This is a genomic window from Chelativorans intermedius (genome assembly GCF_025398255.1).
Taxonomy (GTDB): Bacteria; Pseudomonadota; Alphaproteobacteria; order Rhizobiales; family Rhizobiaceae; genus Chelativorans; species Chelativorans intermedius.
Genome location: NZ_JAODNW010000004.1, coordinates 62,116 through 75,017, shown reverse-complemented (window position 1 = coordinate 75,017; position 12,902 = coordinate 62,116). Strand labels below are relative to the sequence as shown.

Genomic DNA, 12,902 nt, shown 5'->3' with positions numbered 1-12,902 from the left:
CGCGCCGGCCTCAGTCGGCGCGGCTCACCGTGTATCCGCGCGCCCGCAGAAGCGAGACGAGCCCCGCCTCGCCCGGCAGATGCAGGGCGCCGACGGCGATGAAGGCACCCCCTTCCTCGATGAGCGGCAGGGCGCGCTCGACCATCACTTCGTTGCGGGCGTTGACCAGCTTTTCCTCGAAGGCGGCATAGCCGGCGGCATGGCCGCCGGCCCGTGGCGCCAGGCTCTCCACAACCGGCAGGATCATGGCCGTCTCGCCGGCGAGATAGAGCCCGATCATGGTTTCGGTCATGTCGCCCACCCGCTCCTCGCCCAGCGCAGCCACGCTGAGGATGCCTTGGACATGCGTCTCGATGGGCAGGGAGGCCATGGCGGCGAACTGCTCCGCTGCGCTTTCCAGGCCCACGAGCCGCTTGCCGGCGGCCTGCGCCCGCCGCCCCAGCATCTGGTCGAGCACCGGCGCGCCCACCTGCTGGCGCGTCAGCTCGCAGGCCGGCTGCGCAAAAAGCGACAGGAGCATCCACGGCCTCATCCTGACGACGCTTTGAAGCGGCACGCCCCGCTGCTTCAGCGCGCTGCGAAGCGCTTCGCGCTGCTGCGCCGTCAGATGGTCGGTCAACGCTTCGCCCGGCGGGAACATGACGAGATCCGGCCTTTCCGCCATTGCCGCCATCATCGCCTTGCCGTCCAGCATGTCGGTGGTTTCGATGGCCACCGTGGCGGCGGCCTCGAACGCGGCCTCGGCGGCGGGCGAGAGCGTGTGCACGCGCGGATCCGTCACATGCATGGTGCCGAACAGGAAGGAGGGCGCGACGCCCTCACCGGCCTCGATGCGCCACAGCAGCCCCTTGCCGTTGGCGGTGCGCGCCGCCGTCTCGCGGATCGCCCGCAGTCGCCCCGGATCGCGCTCGACGAGGGCTTCCACGAGGTCGCTGCCCCGGCAGGTTCCCTCCTCGGCGCGGGCGCGACCGCCGAGCACGGCCAGCGACGCCACGAAAAGCAGCACGAACAGGAGATTGACCCCCGCCACCAGGCGCAGGGCGAAGGCGGCAAGGCGGTCGGCAATGGCATGCGCATGTTTCATGGCCTGCTCCCCAATGCGGCGCAGTAAAGCGCGGAATCCGGTTTCCGGCATCGACACCCCGACAGGCAGGGCCTGAACCTCGGGCGCGATTGCGGGATCACCCTTGTGGCTTTAGCCCTAGAAAACGGCGAAACTGTTAAGCGCAACGTGCAAATTACCCCCATCAGACACGCGGATGGGCCTTTTCGTAGACCTCCAGCAGGCGCGAGGTGTCTACCGCCGTATAGGCCTGCGTGGTTGACAGGCTGGCATGGCCGAGAAGCTCCTGAATGGTGCGCAGATCGCCGCCGCGGCCGAGCAGATGGGTGGCGAAGGAATGGCGAAGCGCGTGCGGCGTGGCCGTTTCTGGCAGGTTGAGCGCGCTGCGCATCCGCTTCATCTCGCGCTGCAGGATGGCCGGCTGCAGCGGCCCGCCGCGCACGCCGCGAAACAGCGGCCCTTCGCCGGCCAGGTGATGGGGACACAGCCTGCAATAGGTCTCCACCGCCCGCGCCACGGCGGGAAGCACGGGCACCACCCGCGTCTTTCCGCCCTTGCCGGCAACGCGCAGCGTGCCCCGTGCAATGGCGGCGGCATCGGCGCCTGCAAGGCCCAGCGCCTCGCCAATGCGCAGGCCGGCCCCATAGAGCAAGGCGAAGACCGCGACATTGCGCGCCGCCACCCATGGCTCCTCGGCAAGCTGCCCCTCGCCCGAGGCGACGCGCCGCGCGTCCGCCGCCGTCAGCGGCTTGGGCAGGCCCTTGCGCACCCGCGGCGCCGAGAGGGCGGAAGCGCCGGCGGCATTCACGAGGCCCTGGCGCTCCAGATGGCGCAGGAACGAGCGGATGCCGGAAAGCCCGCGGCCCAGCGTGCGCGCGCCGGCACCGCCGCCCCGCCGCGCAGCCAGGAAGGCGCGCAGGTCGGCGGGCCTGAGATCGGCAATCTCGGCGATGCCAGGCGGGCCGCCAAAGTGGCCGGTGAGAAACTGAAGGAACTGACGGGTGTCCCGCTCGTAAGCCTCCACAGTGTGCGCGGCCAGCCGCCGCTCGTGCCTGAGCGCCGCCAGCCAGTCGGCCCGTGCCTTCTGCACGTCCGGCCTTGCGGAAACGAGAAACGCTTCGTCCATGAAACGGCACTGTGCAGCGCAGGCGTTAGCATCGGGTGAAGAAATGCCGGGCCCGCTGTGTGGCGCGCCGCGTCAGCCGCCCTCGATCTCCTCACGCAGCATTTCGAGCTCCAGCCACTCCTCCTCCAGCCGCTCGCGCTCGGCGCGCTTTGCGTCCAGCGTCTCCGTGAAGCGGGCGAAGGCGGCCGCATCGCGGCTGTAGAGCGTCGGGTCAGCCAGCTTTTGCTCCAGCGCCGCGATCTCGCCGCCGAGCGCCTCGATCCGGCCCGGCAGCGTCTCCAGAGCGAATTTCTGCTTGTAGGAGAGCTTTCTGGCGGCCGGCCTCTTCTCCTCCCGCGGCTCCTGCTGTTGCCGTGCCGGGCGCTCGGGCGCCCGCGCCCGACGCCCCGGAAGAGCGGCCCCCTGGCGTTGGGCCATCATGTCGGAATAGCCGCCGGCATAGTCCACCCAGCGCCCGCCGCCCTCCGGCGCCAGCGTGCTCGTGACGGTGCGGTCGAGAAAGTCGCGGTCATGGCTGACGAGAAGAACCGTGCCAGGGAACCCCTCCACCAACTCCTGCAGAAGGTCCAGCGTCTCCATGTCGAGGTCGTTGGTGGGCTCGTCGAGCACCAGCAGATTGGCCGGACGCGACAGGAGGCGGGCAAGCACCAGCCGCGCCCGCTCGCCCCCGGAAAGCTCGCGCACCGGCGTGCGCATCTGCTCCGGCTTGAACAGGAAGTCCTGCATGTAGGAGACCACGTGCCGCTCCTGACCGTTGACCACCACGCTGTCGCCGCGCCCGTCGGTGAGGAAATGGGCCAGCGTCTCGTCGGGGTCGAGGGCGGCGCGGTTCTGGTCGAGCGTGGCGATCTGCAGATTGGTGCCGAGGCGCAACGTGCCGGCATCCGGCGCAAGCGCGCCGGTGAGCAGCTTGAGAAGCGTCGTCTTGCCCGCACCGTTGGGTCCGACGAGACCGACGCGCTCGCCGCGCTGGATGCGAATGGAGAAGTCCCGGACCACGACGGTCTCGCCAAAGCGCTTCTCGACGCCCCTCGCCTCGATGACCAGCTTGCCCGATTCCGTCGCCTCGGCCGCAGCCATGAGGGCCGTGCCCTCCGGCCCGCGATGGGTGCGGCGGCGGGCGCGCAGCGCTTCGAGCTCGGCCAGGCGGCGTACATTGCGCTTGCGCCGCGCGGTCACGCCATAGCGCAGCCAGTGTTCCTCGCGGGCGATCTGTCGGCCGAGCTTCTGCTGCTCGCGCTCCTCTTCCTCCAGAACCCTGTCCCGCCAGTCCTCGAAATGGGCAAACCCCTTGTCGAGGCGCCGCGTGACGCCGCGGTCGAGCCAAACCGTGGCGCGACTGACGCGCTCCAGGAAACGCCGATCATGCGAGATGACCACCAGCGCAGAGGAAGAGCGCGACAGCTCGCCCTCCAGCCACTCGATGGTGGCCAGGTCGAGATGGTTGGTCGGCTCGTCGAGAAGAAGGAGGTCCGGCTGCGGCGCCAGCACGCGGGCCAGCGCCGCCCGCCGCGCCTCGCCGCCCGAAAGGGCCGCCGGGTCCTCCTCGCCGGTAAGGCCGAGACTGTCGAGAACCAGTGCCACGCGGCCCACATCGTCGGCCGGTCCGAGCCCCGCCTCCACATAGGCCCGCACGGTGGAAAAGCCCTGCCAGTCCGGGGCCTGCGGCAGGTAGCGCATGGTGGCGGTGGGCTGGCGGAAGACCGCGCCCGACTGCGCTTCGGCGAGGCCCGCGGCAATCTTGAGCAGGGTGGACTTTCCCGAGCCGTTGCGTCCGACGAGCGCGATGCGCTCGCCCGGCCCCACCATCAGCGAGGCCCCGGCGAGAAGCGGCGTGCCGCCGAAGGTGAGGTGGATGTCGTCGAGCCTGATGAGCGGCGGGGCCATCCTTCAACCCTCCTCCGCGCCCGGATGCGCGACGAGCAGCGCCCGCCCCTCCCGCAGGGTGACGGCGAGCCGGCCACGCACCTCGTTGGAGATGGTGAGCGAGGAGCCGAAGGGCACCTCCACCGCGTCGAGCGGCCATTTCGCCCCCTCGACCGTGAGCCCGGAAAGCGCGCCGAAGGCGAGAATGCTGAACAGCGTCCCGTCCGGGTAGTCGAACTCCTGCCGCTCGCCGACGGTGAGCGGCAGCCCCTCCTGGTCGCCGCTGGTGAGCACCGTGGGCACGCCCGCCTCGGCCAGCCGCAGCGCCTGGGCCAGATGCTGATAGAAATGGTCCACCCGCCTGCCGCCGAAGGCGCCCACCAGCACCAGCGAGGTGGCGCCGAGGCGCAAGGCCGCCTCGACGGCGATCTCGCCATCCGTCCGGTCCTTGTCGGGGGGATGAATCTCGCGCGGCACATCCGCATGGGCGGCGCTCAGGCGATCGGAAACCGAATCGAAATCGCCTGCCCACAGCTCCGGCGTGACGCCCAGCGTCTCGGCATGGCGCATGCCGGAATCGGCGGCGATGAAACGGGCCCCGGCAATGCGGGCTTCAAGCGCGGGCGTGCGGCGCAGCGCACCGCCAAGCAGGATGGCAAATCGGCTCATGGGGGCGGGGATTAGCACGAGCGAAGGGCAAAGCGGAAGCGCCCGCCGCACGGGCCGGCCACAACCGCCATGGCAATGGCGACCGTCCGGGCGCCGCCGACCCCTTGCGCAGCCTCTTCCGGCACTCTATCTTCGCCCCTGCTCTAACGGGGTGCCGGCGAGAGGCCGGCTGAGAGGCCGTTGGCCAACCCGCTGAACCTGATCCGGTTTGTACCGGCGGAGGGATTTAGACGCTGTGGCTGACAGGCGCCTCATTCCCCCGGAAGCGAAGCCGAGAGGAGGCGCCGATGCGCTGGATTTCCGCAAGCCTCATGGGCGTGGTCTGGCTTTTCGCCGCGAGCGCGGCGCAAGCCCGGGAAACGCTGACCATCTACACCTATGAAAGCTTCACCGCCGAATGGGGGCCCGGCCCGGCGGTGAAGAAGACCTTCGAGGAGCACTGCCGGTGCGAGCTCAAGTTCGTCGCGGTGGCCGACGGCGTGGCGCTCCTCAACCGCCTGCGGCTGGAGGGCGCGGAAACCGATGCCGACATTGTCCTGGGGCTCGACACCAACCTCATCCACGAGGCGAAGGAGACGGGGCTCTTTGCCCCGCATGGCATCGACCCCGGAAAGGTGAAGGTGCCCGGCGGCTTCTCCGACGACGTGTTCGTGCCCTATGACTACGGCTACTTCGCCTTCGTCTACGACACGCAGGCGCTGGAGGCGCCGCCGCAGAGCCTGAAGGCGCTGGTGGAGGCCGACAGCGCGCTGAAGATCGCCATCCAGGATCCGCGCACCTCCACCCCGGGGCTCGGCCTGCTTCTGTGGATGAAGGCGGTGTTCGGCGAGGAAGCGGCAGACGCCTGGGCGAAGCTCGGGGACAAGGTGTTGACCGTGACGCCGGGCTGGAGCGAGTCCTATGGCCTGTTCACCAATGGCGAGGTGCCCATGGTGCTGTCCTACACCACCTCGCCCGCCTATCACCGCATCGTGGAGGGCACGGAGCGCTACCGTGCGGCGGCCTTCGCGGAAGGGCACTATCTGCAGGTCGAGGTGGCCGCGAAGACGGTGAAGGGCGCCGACAACCCGCTTGCCGAGACGTTCCTCGCCTTCATGATCGGCCCCGGCTTTCAGGACGTCATTCCCGAGACCAACTGGATGTTCCCGGCCGGCGAGACCTCGCAACCCCTCGACCCGGTTTTCGAGACGCTGGTGACGCCGGCCGAGACACTGATCTTCCCCCCGGAGGTGGTGGCCGAGAACCGCAAGGCCTGGGTTGAAGAGTGGCTGTCGGTCCTGAGCCGCTGAAGGCGCGCCCGGCGGGCGCGGGCCGTGTGGCCGCGGGCGCGCTGGCGCTGGCGGCGATCGGCCTTCTCGTCGGCGGCGCGTTCGCGGGGCTGGCGTTCGAGGCGCTGGGCGCCTGGCAGGGCGCGCTTTCCGCCTTCGATTCCTACCTGCTGCGGGTAGCCCGCTTCACCCTCTGGCAGGCTGCCCTTTCCACGCTGCTGTCGGTCGGGCCGGCCCTTCTGGTCGCTCGCGCGCTCGCCCGCCATCCCCGCTTTTTCGGCCGCGGGCTCATTCTGCAGCTCTTCGCCCTTCCGCTGGCGCTGCCCGCCATCGTCGCCGCGCTCGGCGTGCTGGCGCTCTATGGCAGGGCCGGCTACTTCGCGCCGCTCTTCTCCGCCCTGGCGGGCGAGCGATGGCCCGGCATCTACGGGCTTTCGGGCATTCTGGTGGCCCACATGTTCTTCAACCTGCCGCTGGCGGCGCGCCTGTTCCTGGCCGCGCTCGAAAACGTGCCGGCAGACCAGTGGCGCCTTTCGGCGCAGCTCGGCATGGGGGCGGTCTCCTCCTTCCGCTTCATCGAGTGGCCGGTGCTGAGAAACGCGCTTCCCGGCGTCGCCGGGCTCGTCTTCATGCTGTGCGCCACCTCCTTCACCATCGTGCTGACGCTGGGGGGCGGCCCTGGCGCCACGACGCTGGAGGTGGCGATCTATCAGGCGCTGCGCTTCGACTTCGACCCGGCGCGCGCCATTGCGCTGACGCTGGCGCAGGTGGCGCTGACGGGGCTGGTCGTGGCGATGCTGGCGCGGCTCGGCGCGGCCATGACCGGGGATGCCAGCCTGCCGGTGGCGCCGCGCCGGGCGCTTTTTCCGGGGCGCGTGGAACGGGGCTTCAATGCCGCCGTCATTCTCCTCTCCCTCGCCTTCGTGGCCGGGCCGATGGCCGCCACCGTGGCGGCCGGCCTGCGCGCCGATCTCGCCCGCCTTGCCGGCGAAGGCGCGGTGATCGCGGCGACCGCGACCAGCCTCGTGCTTTCCGCGCTGGCCGCGCTCCTCTGCCTTCTTCTCTCGCTTTCGCTGGTCATGGCGCGGCGCGCGCTGGAGCTTCGCCGGCGGGCCGCCGCGCCGGGGCTTCTGGAGCGGTTGAGCGACACGGGCGCCATGATGGTGCTGATCGTGCCGCCCATCGTCATCGGGGCGGGCTGGTTCATCCTGCTGCGGCATGTGGGCGATGTTTTCGCCTTCGCCCCGGCCATGGTGGTGACGGTCAACGCCGTGATGGCCATGCCCTTTGCCATCCGGGCCATCAGGCCGGCCCACGATGCGGCGAGCGCGCGCCACGAGAAGCTGTGCCTTTCCCTCGGCATTGCCGGCTGGAACCGCCTGCGCCTCGTCGACTGGCCGGCGCTGCGCAGGCCGGCGGCCACGGCCCTTGCCTTTGCCATGGCGCTGTCGCTGGGCGACCTGGGCGTCATCGCCCTGTTCGGCAGCGACCGGGTGCAGACACTGCCCTTCCTGCTTCTCCAGCGCATGGGCAGCTATCGCACGGCGGACGCTGCGGGTATAGCGCTCTTTCTGGGCGTGCTGTGCCTGGCGCTGATGTTCGCCGCCGGGCGTTGGGGCAGGGAGAAGCCATGAGCCGGCAGGAAACACGGACGGGGGCTGCCATCCGCCTGGAGGCGCTGCGCTTCGCCTATCCCGGTGGGGCACGGATGCGCTTCGACCTGGCGCTCGAGGCCGGCGACATCGTGGCGCTCATGGGGCCCAGCGGCTCCGGCAAGTCGACGCTTCTCAACCTGATCGCCGGCTTCGAGATGCCCGATGCCGGTCGTGTGCTGATCGGCGGGCAGGACGTGACGGGACTTGCCCCAGCCGCCCGCCCCGTCTCCATGGTGTTTCAGGAGAACAATCTCTTCGCTCATCTGACGGTGGCGCAGAATGTCGGGCTCGGCCGTTCGCCGAGCCTCAGGCTTTGCGATGCCGACCGGGCGGCGGTGGCGGATGCGCTGGCGCGCACCGGGCTCGCCGGCAAGGAGGGGCGGCTGCCGCACGCCCTGTCGGGCGGCGAGCGCCAGCGCGTGGCGCTGGCGCGCGTGCTGGTGCGCAAGCGGCCGGTGCTGCTGCTGGACGAGCCGTTCGCCTCGCTTGGGCCTGCGCTGAGGGACGAGATGCTGGATCTCATCGCCGCCCTTCACCGCGAGCAGGCGATGACCATCCTGATGGCCACCCATGCCCCCCGCGACGCCGAGCGCCTGTCGAGGACGCTGGTCTTCCTGGAGGCCGGCGAAGTTGCCGGCGTGGGGGCGACGCGCGACTTCCTGTCCGGCGGCGGGCCGGCGGCCTTTGCCCGCTATCTGGGGGCCGGCGGCGGAGCGCCATAGGACGAAACCCCGTGTTGCCGCGGCTGATTTTGCGGTTAAGTACGTGCTCGGGCACCGCGCCGCCGACACGGATTCTTGTCTTTGCGCACAGAGTGTGGCTAGGGTCCTGAGGGGTGGGGGCGTGTTGTCGAACGAGTCGTCGAGAGGATAGCGCGCTGCTTCATCGCGAGACCATGAAGGGATTGACCGCCCGCGCACCGACACGGCGGATGTGCGGGGTGCTCCTGGCTGCCCTCGTGTCGGGAATCGCCGGATGCCAGGCGGTGGACTTCACCGAGGCGGGCTTCATCCCCTCCCCGAACCCGATGACGGTGGACACCGTGACGCGCGGCGACCGGCTGGCCAACCTGGCGCGCCGCCAGCATCCGAAGATCCTGCAGACCTATGGCGGGGAGTACTCCGACCCGAAGCTGGAGCGGATGGTGGCGCGCGTTGTGGGGCGCTTGACGCTCGACCCGGACAGCCCGGAACAGACCTACCGCATCACCATTCTGGATTCGCCCAACATCAACGCCTTTGCGCTGCCCGGCGGCTATCTCTATGTGACGCGCGGGCTTCTGGCGCTGGCCAACGATTCGGCCGAGGTGGCCGCCGTGCTGGCGCACGAAATGGCGCATGTGACGGCCAATCACGGGCTTGAGCGGCAGAAGAAGGAGGCGGAGGCGAAGCTTGCCTCGCGCGTGGTGGACGAGGTGGTGGACGGCGACGTCAACGCCCGGGCGGCGGCCGTGCGCGGCAAGCTGCGGCTTGCCCAGTTCTCGCGCAACCAGGAGCTGGAGGCCGACCAGATGGGCATCCGCTCCATCGCCCGCGCCGGCTACGACCCCTATGCGGCGGCGCGTTTCCTGCGCTCCATGGATGCCTACCAAAGCTTCCGCAACGTGGCGGGCGCCAGCGATCCGACGCTCGACTTCATGGCAAGCCATCCCAATGCGCCCCGGCGCATCGAGCTGGCGCAGGAGCGGGCGCGCGAGTTCGGCCCGCCGGGCACCGGCGTGCGCGACCGCGACACCTTTCTCGACGGGATCGACGGCATGGTGTTCGGCGACAAGCCGGACGAGGGCTATGTGCGCGGGCGCGACTTCCTGCACCCCTCGCTCGGCATCGCCTTTTCCGTGCCGGAGGGTTTCGTTATCGACAATTCCACCGGCGAGGTGACGGCTGAAGGTCCGGGCGGCGTTGCCTTCCGCTTCGACGGCGTCACCGTGGCGCGCAGCGTCTCGCTGCCCGACTATCTGAAAGGTGAATGGCTGGGTGGGCTCGACCCGGATTCGGTGCGCCGCACGACGATCAACGGCCACGAGGCGGCCACGGCGCGGGCCTACACGGACGAATGGCAGTTCGACGTGACGGTGATCCGGGTCGGCGGGCAGATCTATCGGCTGCTGACCGCCGCCCCGCGCGGCAGCGACCGGCTGGAACCGGTGGCGCGCGCCATCTCGGCAAGCTTCCGCGTGCTCAGCCGCGCCGAGACCGCGGCCTTGAGGCCGCTGAGAGTGCGCGTGGTCAGGGTTCAGCCCGGCGAAACCGCCGCCACGCTGGCCAACCGCATGGTGGGTGTCGACCGCAAGCTGGAGCTTTTCCGCCTGCTCAACGGTCTGGGCCCGGGTGCCGCCCTTTCGGTGGGCGACCGGGTGAAGATCGTCACCGATCAATCGCCGGGCGCTTGAATGCGCCAGGTCAGCCCGGGCGCGCGGCGATATCCGGGTGGCGCTTCACCAGCGCCACGCGCAGCTTCTCCATGGCGCGCGTCTCGATCTGGCGCACCCTTTCCTTGGAGATGCCGAGCGTGGTGCCCAGCGCCTCCAGCGTGGCCCCCTCCTCCGACAGCCGCCTTTCGCGCAGGATGGTGAGCTCGCGCCAGTTGAGCGTCTCCAGCGCCTGGTGAAGCCATTGGGCGCGCCGTTCCTGGTCGATCGATTCGCCGGCCACCTCGTCGGGCGGCGGATCGTCGCACACCAGGAACTCGATGCGTTCCGAGGCCGGATCGTTGCCATCGCTCTTCAGGGGTGCGTTGAGGGAGGTGTCGGCGCCGGCAAGGCGCGCATCCATCAGCGCCACGTCGGCCTCCGAGACATGCAGCGCCTGCGCCACCTCGCGATAAACCTCCTGCGTGGGGGTTGCGCCGCCGGTCCTCTGCAACCTGGCCCGCAGCCGCCGCAGATTGAAGAACAGCGCCTTCTGGGCGGAGCTTGTGCCGCCGCGCACGATGGACCAGTTGCGCAGGATATAGTCCTGCATGGATGCGCGGATCCACCATGTGGCATAGGTGGAAAAGCGCACCTCGCGCTCGGGGTCGAAACGTGCCGCCGCTTCCAGAAGGCCGACATGGCCCTCCTGGATGAGATCGCTCATGGACAGGCCGAAATTGCGGAAGCGCCCGGCAATGGCGATGACCAGGCGCATATGCGCCATGATCATGCGATGCAGCGCCTGCTGGTCCTGCCGCTCCTTCCAGCGCACGGCAAGCGCGCGCTCTTCCTCACGCGCCAGATAGGGCGCGTTCATTGCCATCTTGGCGAGCGTTCGTCCGGCGCTTTCCCGCATTGTCTGGGTGCTCCATCGGCCCCAACCGTGGGCCGGCCACAGCGGCCCGCCCGCACCCGGCCCTTGAACTGCCGTGCCTAGAATAACCCGAATGGAAGGCAAAAGTTCCGTCTGAACGAAACAGTGATCGTCGTGTGAAGGCGCCCAAAAAGAAGGCCCGGCCGCCGTGCGGCCGGGCCTGAAGCGCGTGCCGGAAGATGGGCCGTTATGCCGCCTCTTCCTTCTCGGTTTCCTCGTTGTCGGCCTTGGCGCCGCGCCGCGGCCCCTTGGCGAGATTCATCTCGATGAGGCGGATGGCCTCGGTCTCGGAGACGCGGTTGACCGCGGCAATCTCGCGCGCCATGCGGTCGAGCGCGGCCTCGTAGAGCTGGCGTTCGGAATAGGACTGCTCGGGCTGGTTCTCGGCGCGGTAGAGGTCGCGCACCACCTCGGAAATGGAGATGAGATCGCCGGAATTGATCTTGGCGTCATACTCCTGCGCGCGGCGCGACCACATGGTGCGCTTGACGCGGGCGCGGCCCTGGACGACCTTCAGCGCGCGGTCCACATAATCGGTCTCCGACAGCTTGCGCATGCCGATGGAGGCCGCCTTGGCGACCGGCACCTTGAGGCGCATCTTGTCCTTCTGGAAATCGATGACAAACAGTTCCAGCTTGTGCCCGGCCACTTCCTGGTTCTCGATCGTGACGATCTGCCCGACCCCGTGAGCGGGGTAGACGATGTACTCGCCGGTCTTGAACCCCTGACGCTGTGCCGACTTCTTCTGCTGGTTTGCCATACGCTTCAAACTCCTGTTCTTTTTGGGGCGAAGTCCGCCTGCGCCCCGCCCAAGCAAAAAGGCCGGTCCGCTGTTGACAGGCGTCAGATCGCAGGAGAGGAGTTCGGACAGCCTGGAGAGCCCGACGCTTTACGCACGCTGTCCAGGCCCAAGTTGCCCTGGTCCGATTTAAGCCCCACCTTTAGTGATTGTTTGTCTGCGCCATCAAAAGACGTGTTGTCACCGGCATGTCGATGAAAGCTAGCATAAAAAGTTGAAAGAATCAACAATTTGCCGCAGGTGCACAAGAGGATTACCGGGCGGTCTCCCGCCCGTGGCAAAACTGCGGCATCATGACGCGGACCGCAGCAACCACGGACCGCATGTCCTGTCAATCCCCTTCGCCGGGTTCCGGCGAAAAGTATTTCTCGAACTTGCCTTCCACCCCGTCGAACGACTTGGCGTCGGCGGGCGGCTCCTTCTTGACCGTGATGTTCGGCCACTTCTCGGCATATTCGGTGTTGATCTGCAGCCATTTTTCGAGGCCCGGCTCGGTGTCGGGCTTGATGGCTTCGGCCGGGCATTCCGGCTCGCACACGCCGCAATCGATGCACTCGTCGGGATGGATGACGAGCATGTTCTCGCCTTCGTAGAAGCAGTCGACCGGGCACACCTCGACGCAGTCCATGTACTTGCACTTGATGCAGTTGTCGGTCACGACATAGGTCATCTTCCGGCCTCGGGTCGTCTATGATGTCGGCGGGTGAGGTAGCCCCTTTGCGAGGCCGTGGCAAGGTCTGCCGTTGCGTCGGCTGGGGCTGCGGGGAAACAGCTTTTCGTCGCCCGGCCGCTCACTCCCCGCCCTTCCAGCGGTCGAGCGCCCGCCTTTCCTTCTTTGTGGGCCGGCCGCGCCCGCGTTCGCGCAGCGGCGCCGCCGCCGCCGGCTCGATCGGCGGGGCGGGCGGGCTCAAATCCTCATAGAGAAGGCGCGCCTCCGCCGCCGGGCCACGCCGCACCCCGGGCTCCAGGACGCGGTAGACGAGAATGCGCCGGTCGAGCGTGATGGTGAGCACGTCGCCCGGACGCACCTGGTGGGATGCCTGGTCGATCTTGGCGCGGTTGACACGCACCCGCCCGGCCTGGGCGAGCTTGGCCGCCAACGACCGCGACTTGACCACGCGCGCGAAGAACAGCCACTTGTCGATGCGCTGGCGTCCGTCGGCGGTCAC

12 protein-coding genes and 1 riboswitch are annotated in these 12,902 nt (G+C 68.9%); of the genes, 4 read left to right on the top strand and 8 right to left on the bottom strand.

Annotated features, from left to right (window positions below; translation table 11 throughout):
* Nucleotides 1-10: 10 nt before the first annotated feature.
* The 4 genes from NYR58_RS05660 to NYR58_RS05645 form a co-directional block, all read right to left on the bottom strand.
* Entirely contained in the window at nucleotides 11-1,084 is a 1,074-nt protein-coding gene (locus NYR58_RS05660) for a TraB/GumN family protein (protein ID WP_261519510.1), read from the bottom strand.
* 163 nt (nucleotides 1,085-1,247) lie between these two features.
* Nucleotides 1,248-2,189: a tyrosine recombinase XerC gene (locus NYR58_RS05655; protein ID WP_261519509.1), complete on the bottom strand. Its 942-nt coding sequence runs from the start codon at nucleotides 2,187-2,189 to the stop codon at nucleotides 1,248-1,250.
* Between the two features lie 72 nt (nucleotides 2,190-2,261).
* Entirely contained in the window at nucleotides 2,262-4,076 is a 1,815-nt protein-coding gene (locus NYR58_RS05650) for an ABC-F family ATP-binding cassette domain-containing protein (protein WP_261519508.1), read from the bottom strand.
* Nucleotides 4,077-4,079: 3 nt separating this feature from the next.
* Nucleotides 4,080-4,724, bottom strand: a complete 645-nt coding sequence (locus NYR58_RS05645) for a thiamine diphosphokinase (RefSeq protein ID WP_261519507.1) — start codon at nucleotides 4,722-4,724, stop codon at nucleotides 4,080-4,082.
* A gap of 137 nt (nucleotides 4,725-4,861) precedes the next feature.
* A riboswitch (TPP riboswitch) is annotated at nucleotides 4,862-4,967 on the top strand.
* A 68-nt stretch (nucleotides 4,968-5,035) separates the two neighbouring features.
* Between NYR58_RS05645 and thiB the strand changes: the two genes are divergently transcribed.
* The 4 genes from thiB (at nucleotide 5,036) to NYR58_RS05625 (ending at nucleotide 10,039) form a co-directional block, all read left to right on the top strand.
* Nucleotides 5,036-6,013 carry a thiamine ABC transporter substrate binding subunit gene (gene thiB / locus NYR58_RS05640; protein WP_378074711.1) on the top strand — a complete coding sequence of 326 codons (978 nt, stop codon included), beginning with the start codon at nucleotides 5,036-5,038 and terminating at the stop codon, nucleotides 6,011-6,013.
* Nucleotides 5,989-7,626: a thiamine/thiamine pyrophosphate ABC transporter permease gene (gene thiP, locus NYR58_RS05635; protein WP_261519505.1), complete on the top strand. Its 1,638-nt coding sequence runs from the start codon at nucleotides 5,989-5,991 to the stop codon at nucleotides 7,624-7,626. The genes thiB and thiP overlap by 25 nt, the downstream gene beginning before the upstream one ends.
* Nucleotides 7,623-8,369, top strand: coding sequence for a thiamine ABC transporter ATP-binding protein (gene thiQ / locus NYR58_RS05630; RefSeq protein WP_261519504.1), 747 nt, complete (start codon nucleotides 7,623-7,625; stop codon nucleotides 8,367-8,369). The genes thiP and thiQ overlap by 4 nt, the downstream gene beginning before the upstream one ends.
* Nucleotides 8,370-8,542: 173 nt before the next feature.
* Nucleotides 8,543-10,039 carry a M48 family metalloprotease gene (locus NYR58_RS05625; RefSeq protein WP_261519503.1) on the top strand — a complete coding sequence of 499 codons (1,497 nt, stop codon included), beginning with the start codon at nucleotides 8,543-8,545 and terminating at the stop codon, nucleotides 10,037-10,039.
* A 10-nt stretch (nucleotides 10,040-10,049) separates the two neighbouring features.
* On the opposite strand, the gene NYR58_RS05620 is transcribed toward NYR58_RS05625, so the two are convergent.
* The 4 genes from NYR58_RS05620 to NYR58_RS05605 form a co-directional block, all read right to left on the bottom strand.
* The gene (locus NYR58_RS05620) at nucleotides 10,050-10,916 is read right to left on the bottom strand and encodes an RNA polymerase factor sigma-32 (RefSeq protein ID WP_261519502.1); all 867 of its coding nucleotides are present in this window, start codon (nucleotides 10,914-10,916) and stop codon (nucleotides 10,050-10,052) included.
* A 205-nt stretch (nucleotides 10,917-11,121) separates the two neighbouring features.
* Nucleotides 11,122-11,694, bottom strand: coding sequence for a CarD family transcriptional regulator (locus NYR58_RS05615; RefSeq protein WP_261519501.1), 573 nt, complete (start codon nucleotides 11,692-11,694; stop codon nucleotides 11,122-11,124).
* Between the two features lie 370 nt (nucleotides 11,695-12,064).
* Nucleotides 12,065-12,403: a ferredoxin FdxA gene (fdxA, locus tag NYR58_RS05610; RefSeq protein ID WP_261519500.1), complete on the bottom strand. Its 339-nt coding sequence runs from the start codon at nucleotides 12,401-12,403 to the stop codon at nucleotides 12,065-12,067.
* A gap of 121 nt (nucleotides 12,404-12,524) precedes the next feature.
* Complete coding sequence (locus tag NYR58_RS05605; RefSeq protein ID WP_261519499.1) at nucleotides 12,525-12,902, bottom strand: RNA-binding S4 domain-containing protein; 378 nt, start codon at nucleotides 12,900-12,902, stop codon at nucleotides 12,525-12,527.

Coding starts and splice junctions, on each gene's coding strand:
- NYR58_RS05660 (WP_261519510.1), bottom strand. CDS start 1,084: ATGAAACATGCGCATGCCATTGCCGACCGCCTTGCCGCCTTCGCCCTG.
- NYR58_RS05655 (WP_261519509.1), bottom strand. CDS start 2,189: ATGGACGAAGCGTTTCTCGTTTCCGCAAGGCCGGACGTGCAGAAGGCA.
- NYR58_RS05650 (WP_261519508.1), bottom strand. CDS start 4,076: ATGGCCCCGCCGCTCATCAGGCTCGACGACATCCACCTCACCTTCGGC.
- NYR58_RS05645 (WP_261519507.1), bottom strand. CDS start 4,724: ATGAGCCGATTTGCCATCCTGCTTGGCGGTGCGCTGCGCCGCACGCCC.
- thiB (WP_378074711.1), top strand. CDS start 5,036: ATGGGCGTGGTCTGGCTTTTCGCCGCGAGCGCGGCGCAAGCCCGGGAA.
- thiQ (WP_261519504.1), top strand. CDS start 7,623: ATGAGCCGGCAGGAAACACGGACGGGGGCTGCCATCCGCCTGGAGGCG.
- NYR58_RS05625 (WP_261519503.1), top strand. CDS start 8,543: ATGAAGGGATTGACCGCCCGCGCACCGACACGGCGGATGTGCGGGGTG.
- NYR58_RS05620 (WP_261519502.1), bottom strand. CDS start 10,916: ATGCGGGAAAGCGCCGGACGAACGCTCGCCAAGATGGCAATGAACGCG.
- NYR58_RS05615 (WP_261519501.1), bottom strand. CDS start 11,694: ATGGCAAACCAGCAGAAGAAGTCGGCACAGCGTCAGGGGTTCAAGACC.
- fdxA (WP_261519500.1), bottom strand. CDS start 12,403: ATGACCTATGTCGTGACCGACAACTGCATCAAGTGCAAGTACATGGAC.